6 protein-coding genes are annotated in these 6,665 nt (G+C 37.3%); 4 read left to right on the plus strand and 2 right to left on the minus strand.

What is annotated here, in order from left to right; genetic code table 11:
• The 4 genes from F6K22_RS26540 to F6K22_RS26555 all read left to right on the plus strand — a co-directional run.
• Positions 1-1,433: flavin monoamine oxidase family protein (locus F6K22_RS26540; RefSeq protein WP_293104968.1), on the plus strand; the 1,433-nt coding region annotated here is incomplete at its 5' end.
• Between the two features lie 157 nt (positions 1,434-1,590).
• Entirely contained in the window at positions 1,591-2,142 is a 552-nt protein-coding gene (locus tag F6K22_RS26545) for a Uma2 family endonuclease (RefSeq protein ID WP_293104970.1), read from the plus strand.
• A 74-nt stretch (positions 2,143-2,216) separates the two neighbouring features.
• On the plus strand, positions 2,217-2,861 hold the full coding sequence (locus F6K22_RS26550; protein WP_293104972.1) for a Uma2 family endonuclease: 645 nt from the start codon (positions 2,217-2,219) through the stop codon (positions 2,859-2,861).
• Positions 2,862-2,965: 104 nt separating this feature from the next.
• On the plus strand, positions 2,966-4,489 hold the full coding sequence (locus F6K22_RS26555; RefSeq protein WP_293104975.1) for a flavin monoamine oxidase family protein: 1,524 nt from the start codon (positions 2,966-2,968) through the stop codon (positions 4,487-4,489).
• 345 nt (positions 4,490-4,834) lie between these two features.
• Here F6K22_RS26555 and F6K22_RS26560 read toward each other — a convergent pair whose 3' ends face one another.
• Together F6K22_RS26560 and F6K22_RS26565 are read right to left on the minus strand one after the other, a co-directional pair.
• Positions 4,835-5,707: an NAD(P)-dependent oxidoreductase gene (locus F6K22_RS26560; RefSeq protein ID WP_363274484.1), complete on the minus strand. Its 873-nt coding sequence runs from the start codon at positions 5,705-5,707 to the stop codon at positions 4,835-4,837.
• A 121-nt stretch (positions 5,708-5,828) separates the two neighbouring features.
• Positions 5,829-6,563 (minus strand): synaptobrevin family protein, encoded by a 735-nt coding sequence (locus tag F6K22_RS26565; protein WP_293104977.1) that lies wholly within the window; start codon positions 6,561-6,563, stop codon positions 5,829-5,831.
• Positions 6,564-6,665: the final 102 nt, after the last annotated feature.

Genomic DNA, 6,665 nt, shown 5'->3' on the forward strand with positions numbered 1-6,665 from the left:
TCAAACAAGTTGCAATTATTGGCGGAGGAATTGCGGGACTTGTTAGTGCTTACGAACTAAGTCAACTAAACCATCAAGTTACTTTATTAGAAGCTGATTCTCGTTTGGGAGGAAGAATTAAGACTCATTATTTTAGTGATGGGACTTATGGGGAATTGGGCGCAATGCGAATTCCTGCAAGTCATGGTTGCACTTTACACTATATAGATAAGTTTAAATTACCAAAAAGACCTTTTATTAATTACAATCCCGCAACTTTTTATTATCTGAGGGGAAAGAAAACTCGTTTAGATAGTTACCAAGAATTGTTTTCTGTTTACAATTTAACTCCTGATGAAGAAAAAGATCCTGGGATAATTTACGACCAGTTATTGTCAGAATTAATTGATTCTTTTTCTGAAAAGGAGAAATGGGAATTATTTGCACCAACTTTCACCAGCAATAAGCTTAAAAAGTGCGATCGCCTGTCAGTTACGGACTTTTTTCGCAATCATCTTTCCCCCGATGCTTTTGAATTAATTGGTTGTATTACTGGTATAATAGATTATGATAATATTTCTTTATTAAATGGTTTGATTGATTTCTTTGCTTGGCATCAAGTTGAGCAATACGAACTCATAGGAGGAATGACAACTTTAGTAAAGGCTTTGGTTAAAAGAATATCAGGAACAATCCAGACTGGAGCCAAAGTAACAAATATAGCAATGACAGATAAAGGAGTTAGAGTTAGCTGGAATAAGTTAGATGAGCAAGAAACAGCAGAATTTGATTATGTTATCTTTGCTGTTCCTGCTACTGCTCTTGCTCAAATTAATTTTGATCCTATTTTACCCAGTAAACAGCAAGAAGCTATTAACAATTTGGGTTATTGTAGTGCTAGTAAAACTCTATTACACTGTAAAGCTCGTCCTTGGGAATTTGCAGATAATGTCTATGGTTGCGAAAGTTTGACAGACTTAAATATAGAAAAGTGTTGGTATCCTTCTGATAATGCTCAATTAGATTCAAACAACTTTTCTCAACCTCATTTTGTTGCTAAAGATAAAAATATTTCTTATCAACCATCAGTATTTACTGCTGCCGATCGCTGGTCAGATAATTCAAGGAAATTTATGGCTTTAGTTGTTTCATCTAAAGCCGATTTAACCTTAGATGAAGTTGAGAAAATTCATCCTAATATTAAACAATATACTGATGATATTGTTCATGGTATTTGGGATGATAAGAACCAGCTTGGTTCTGGTTCTTATGCATATTTTGCCCCTGGCGAACGGGAAAAATATCAACCTTTTATGGGACAACCTTATCCTATTAATAATCCTCGTGTTTTCTTTGCTGGAGAACATTTAGCTATCAATCATGCTTCAGTTCAAGGAGCAATTCAAACAGCAGTTTCAGCAGTAATTGATATTCTGGAAAGTTCTATATTTTGAAATTGAGATACAATAGACCTCTGGTGGAAAAGAGGGAACAGGGAACACGCGCACTGGGAACAGGGAGAAGTAATTGATAATTTCTGGATAAGAATTGATGTGATTTTTGATTTTCACGCCTATGTCTAATTAAAGATACAGATAGGAGGTTTTCAAAATGCCTAGTTTAACAGTAAAAGATTTAGAAAAGCTACAACTACAACATCCTGATTATAGGATGGAATTAGTAGGTGGAGAAATTATTTTTATGAGTCCTTCAGGGTTAGAATCTCAAGAAGTAGCAATAGAAATTGCTGCTCAACTTCGGAATTGGGTACGTCCTCGCAAGTTAGGTAGAGTTTCCGGTTCTAGTGGTGGTTTTCGTTTGCCTAATGAAGATGGAGATGTTCGCGCACCCGATGTTTCTTTTATCTTAGCTGAACGTCTACCTCGCACAACAGAAGATTACGCGGAGTTAGTTCCTGACTTAATGTTTGAAATTAAATCTAAAACGGATAGTTTAACTAAATTACCTCAGAAGATACAAGAGTTTTTGGAATTGGGAACTAAACTTGGAGTGTTAGTCGATCCGAGAACTCGCACGATGGAAGTGTATCGCCTCGATGCTGATAAGATTGTCCTGAAGGATGAGGATGTGCTGCAAGTACCAGAATTACTTCCGGGTTGGGAATTGCCTGTTCTTGAGGTGTGGGCACCTGAGTTTGATTGAGAAGACTGTTTATTCTTATCAAAAATTAGATTAAGTTTGATGGTGTATCCAAAATCATATATATAACATTCATTATGGCTGTTACCCTCCTACTCCGACAACTTACCGTTCCCCCTGGTCAAAGACTTTTAATTCATAACCTAGAGTGGGCTGAATTTGAGTCCATTCTTGAAGAACTAGGGGAACATCGCTCTGCCCGCATTGCTTATAGCCACGGAACCTTAGAAATCAGAATGCCTACGCCAGAACACGAAGTCGATAAAGAACTACTCGGTGATTTAGTGAAAATTTTGCTTGATGATTTAGAAATCGACTGTGAGTGCTTTGGTTCTACTACCTTCAAGCGAGAAAATATGGACAGTGGCATTGAACCCGATCAATGCTTCTACATCCAAAACCACAATCGAATGCGAGGCAAGCGACGCGTCGATCTTAATCTCGATCCACCACCAGATCTAGCCATTGAAGTGGATGTTACTTCTAAGACTCAACTAGATGTCTATGCCAAATTAGGAGTTCCTGAACTCTGGCGCTATGAGAAGAATCAACTCAGAATTGACCTCTTGCAAGGAGGTGAGTACCAGCAAGTTAGCACCAGTCCAACGTTTCCTACGTTACCGATTCGAGACTTGGTAGCAGAAGTTTTAGCTCAAAGCAGTGAGATTGGGAGGAGTCCTGCTTTACGAGCTTTTCGCAAAAGAGTACAACAAATACTGTGACATATTGATTTCTTACTAGAAAATAATTGAGCGATCGCTTACTACTAATTCCTTTACTTTCGGACTAATATAGCAGTTATTAAACTTAATTGATGTCGAATATTATGTATAATCAGATTTTAGAGCTAGATTGTCCATTTTCTTTTGAGCACTTGTATCGTCATCCTGGCCCTCTTATTCCCTACGATCGAGGCAGTACTCGCAAACAAGTTGCAATTATTGGCGGAGGAATTGCGGGACTTGTTAGTGCTTACGAACTAAGTCAACTAAACCATCAAGTTACTTTATTAGAAGCTGATTCTCGTCTGGGAGGAAGAATTAAAACTCATTATTTTAGTGATGGGACTTATGGAGAATTGGGTGCAATGAGGGTTCCTGCTAGTCATGGTTGCACTTTACACTATATAGATCAGTTTAAGCTACCAAAAAGACCTTTTATTAATTACAATCCCGCAGCTTTTTATTATTTAAGAGGAAAGAAAACACGTTTAGATAATTACCAAGAACTTTTTTCTATTTACAATTTAACCCCTGATGAAAAAGAATACCCTGGGGTAATTTACGACCAGTTATTGTCAGAGTTAATTAATACTTTCTCTGAACAGGAAAAATGGGAATTATTTGCGCCTACTTTCACCAGCGATAAAGTTAGAAAATACGATAATTTAACAGTCACCGACTTTTTTCAAAACCATCTTTCTCCCGATGCTTTTCAATTACTAGGTCATGCTACTGGAGCAATCCATTATGAAAAAGTTTCTCTATTAAATGGTTTAATTGATTTCTTTGCTTGGCATCAAGTTGAACAATATCAGTTAATTGGAGGAATGGAAACTTTAGTGAAGGCTTTAGTTCAAAGAATATCAGGAACAATCCAGACTGAAGCCAAAGTAACAAATATAGTAATGACAGATAAAGGAGTTCGAGTTGGCTGGAATAAGTTAGATAAGCAGGAAACCGCAGAATTTGACTATATTATTTGTACTGTTCCAACTACTGCTTTAGCTCAGATTAATTTTGACCCTATCTTGCCTAACAAACAACAGGAAGCTATTAATAATTTAGGTTATTGTAGTTCTAGTAAAACTATATTACACTGTACTGCTCGTCCTTGGGAATTTGCAGAAAATATTTATGGTGGGGGAAGTTTTACCGACTTAAATATTGAAAAGTGTCGGTATCCTTGCGATAATGCTCAATTAGATACAAATAACTTTTCTCAACCTCATTTTGTGGCTAAAAATAAAGATATTTCTTATCAGCCATCTGTATTAACTGCTGCTTATCGTTGGGAAGATAATTCTAGAAAGTTTGTTACTTTAGATGAGTCAAATAAAACAGATTTAACCTTAGAAGAAATTTCCCAAATACATCCTAATATTAAACAATATACTGATGATGTTGTTCATAGTATTTGGGATGAAGATAATAATCCGGGTTCAGGTTCTTATGCCTATTTTGCCCCTGGCGATCGGGAAAAATATCAACCTTTTCTTGGTCAACCTTATCCTATAAATAATCCCCGTGTATTCTTTGCCGGGGAACATTTAGGTATTAATCATGCTTCAATTCAAGGGGCAATTCAAACGGCACTTGCGGCAACTATTGATATTCTCGAAAATAGCTAAATTTCGTAAATAAATTGCAAGTTCGCCCAAGAGTTTACATAACAAACGTTCAAAACAATCTTATAACCTACATTCCGCACTTCAAAACGTAGTATGAAAAAAGGAGACAGGAGTCAGGAGAAAATCTTGATGGTCAATAAAAGTAAATTAATTAAGTATTTATGCTTAAGATTTTTCCCCAAAATTTGACGAATAAAAACAATTGATCGGATGATTTATACAGTATAAATACTTAGCTAGTCATCAATTTTTATACTACTTTTTGTGTTACAATTTGACGTGCGGAATATGAGTTATAACGCTCTATGATTCAAACCAAAGCCGAACCTAAATTATAGCCTAGTATTAGGAAACAAAGCATCTTGGGCGATCGGGTTTATTAACTGTATATAGTGGCTGTTCCCCTCGTGCGTAGCGTTTAATATTATCAATTACCACAGAGGCAATACCCTTATAACTTACGTCAGTTATTCCAGCAATGTGTGGGGTAATAATGACGTTTTGCTGACGAAGAGAATCTGTAGGAGATTCAACTACATCAAGACCAGCTCCGGCTAAATTTCCCTTCTCTAGTGCTGTTTCTAAGGCATCTCTATCCACTAAACCACCCCGCGCGACGTTGATGAGAAATGCTCCCGGTTTAATTGCCGTAAGTGTATTTTGATTAATCAGATGATGAGTGTTTTTACTATACTCGGCGCACAAAATAACATAGTCAGTAATAGATAATGCTTCAGAAAGAGCATTAGAGCCGTAAACTTTTTCTATCCCTGTTTCTGGTAAGGCGCCACGTTCTGGGTGTTGCCGAACCGCAACAAGACGCATTCCAAAAGCTTTTAGACGTACCGCTAATGCTGTACCAATGTCACCAAGTCCAACGATACAAGCTGTCTTTCCCAATAAGGCAATACCCGCTTTTGCACTCCAGTCTTCAGCTTTAGATGATTGCTGTGTGCTTGCCATATGTCGTGATATCATTAGCATTAACATTATGGCGTGTTCAGCAACGGAATCAGCATTGCTAGAAATGCTACCAGGTACATGTGCTACCCATACTCCAGCATGAGTAGCTGCCTCAATATCTATAGTTTCTATACCGACACCAAACTCTTGCACTAAACCAAACTGTCCAGAGGCAATGATGGAAGCATCAATGTTAGCCATCCAAGGTATAATAATATCAACACTATCTAAATACTTGATATATCTGAGGGACAGGTGATAATTTCATGGTCTGATAGTTGTGATGCAAGTAATTTGACTGCTAGTGTTGCACTATCGCTACAGAATAAAACTTTCATAATTTAGACTAAAAAAAAGTATCAAGTAATCCTTAGTATCAGCTTCCTATAATTTTCATAGCTGCATTATGCCCTAGAATCCCACTAACACATCCTCCTCGTTTAGCTCCAGAACCACACAAGAAGATATTATCAAAGCCAATCTCCACGCCCCACATTCCCCGTTCTTCCTCTGATTCTACAAAAGGCCAGGAAAGAGATTGATGGAAGACATGACCTGTGGGAATGCCTACTTCTCGTTCCACATCCACTGGAGTCGCAATATCAACACAAAGTCGATCATTTTCATCCCGCGCTATACAATCTTCTATCGGTTCTAATAAATATTGATTTACTCCATTAAGATACCTCTCTAATACTTTCTGTTTCTCTGTTTGATTGTCTTTAACAAACAAGCTATAAGGCATTTCCAACCCAAATAAAGTTAGGGTCTGATAACCTTCTGCTCTCAGAGATGGGGAGAGAATAGAATCATCCGTTAAACTATGACAATAAAACTCGCCAGGGGGATGTTCTGGTATTATTCCTTCACCAGCCATTTTGTAACTGTCGATGATGTTTTGATAACCCTCGTTGACATGGAACGTTCCAGTAAATGCTTCTACAGAATCGTAATCTGCTTTCAAACGAGGTAACTTCCTTAAAACCATATTAATTTTGACAAAAGATCCTTCATCTTTGGGGTCGTTGGGAGGATTATACCCACTCAACAGTTGCGAAAGTTTTTTCGGAGCAAGATTAACTAAGGGACTTCCAAAAAATAAAATGTACAATTTATGAGAATGATAATCATTTTTATACGGGAGAGGAAGGGGTTGACATCGCCAACCCCTTCCTCTCATAAATTGGCATCACAATTTCTGTACTTCACCTAG

It is taken from the genome of Okeania sp. SIO2F4 (genome assembly GCF_010672385.1).
GTDB lineage: Bacteria > Cyanobacteriota > Cyanobacteriia > Cyanobacteriales > Microcoleaceae > Trichodesmium.

What these genes read in the sequence shown, in the direction of transcription:
- F6K22_RS26555 (WP_293104975.1), top strand. Translation starts at nt 2,966, where the DNA reads ATGTATAATCAGATTTTAGAGCTAGATTGTCCATTTTCTTTTGAGCAC.
- F6K22_RS26550 (WP_293104972.1), top strand. Translation starts at nt 2,217, where the DNA reads ATGGCTGTTACCCTCCTACTCCGACAACTTACCGTTCCCCCTGGTCAA.
- F6K22_RS26545 (WP_293104970.1), top strand. Translation starts at nt 1,591, where the DNA reads ATGCCTAGTTTAACAGTAAAAGATTTAGAAAAGCTACAACTACAACAT.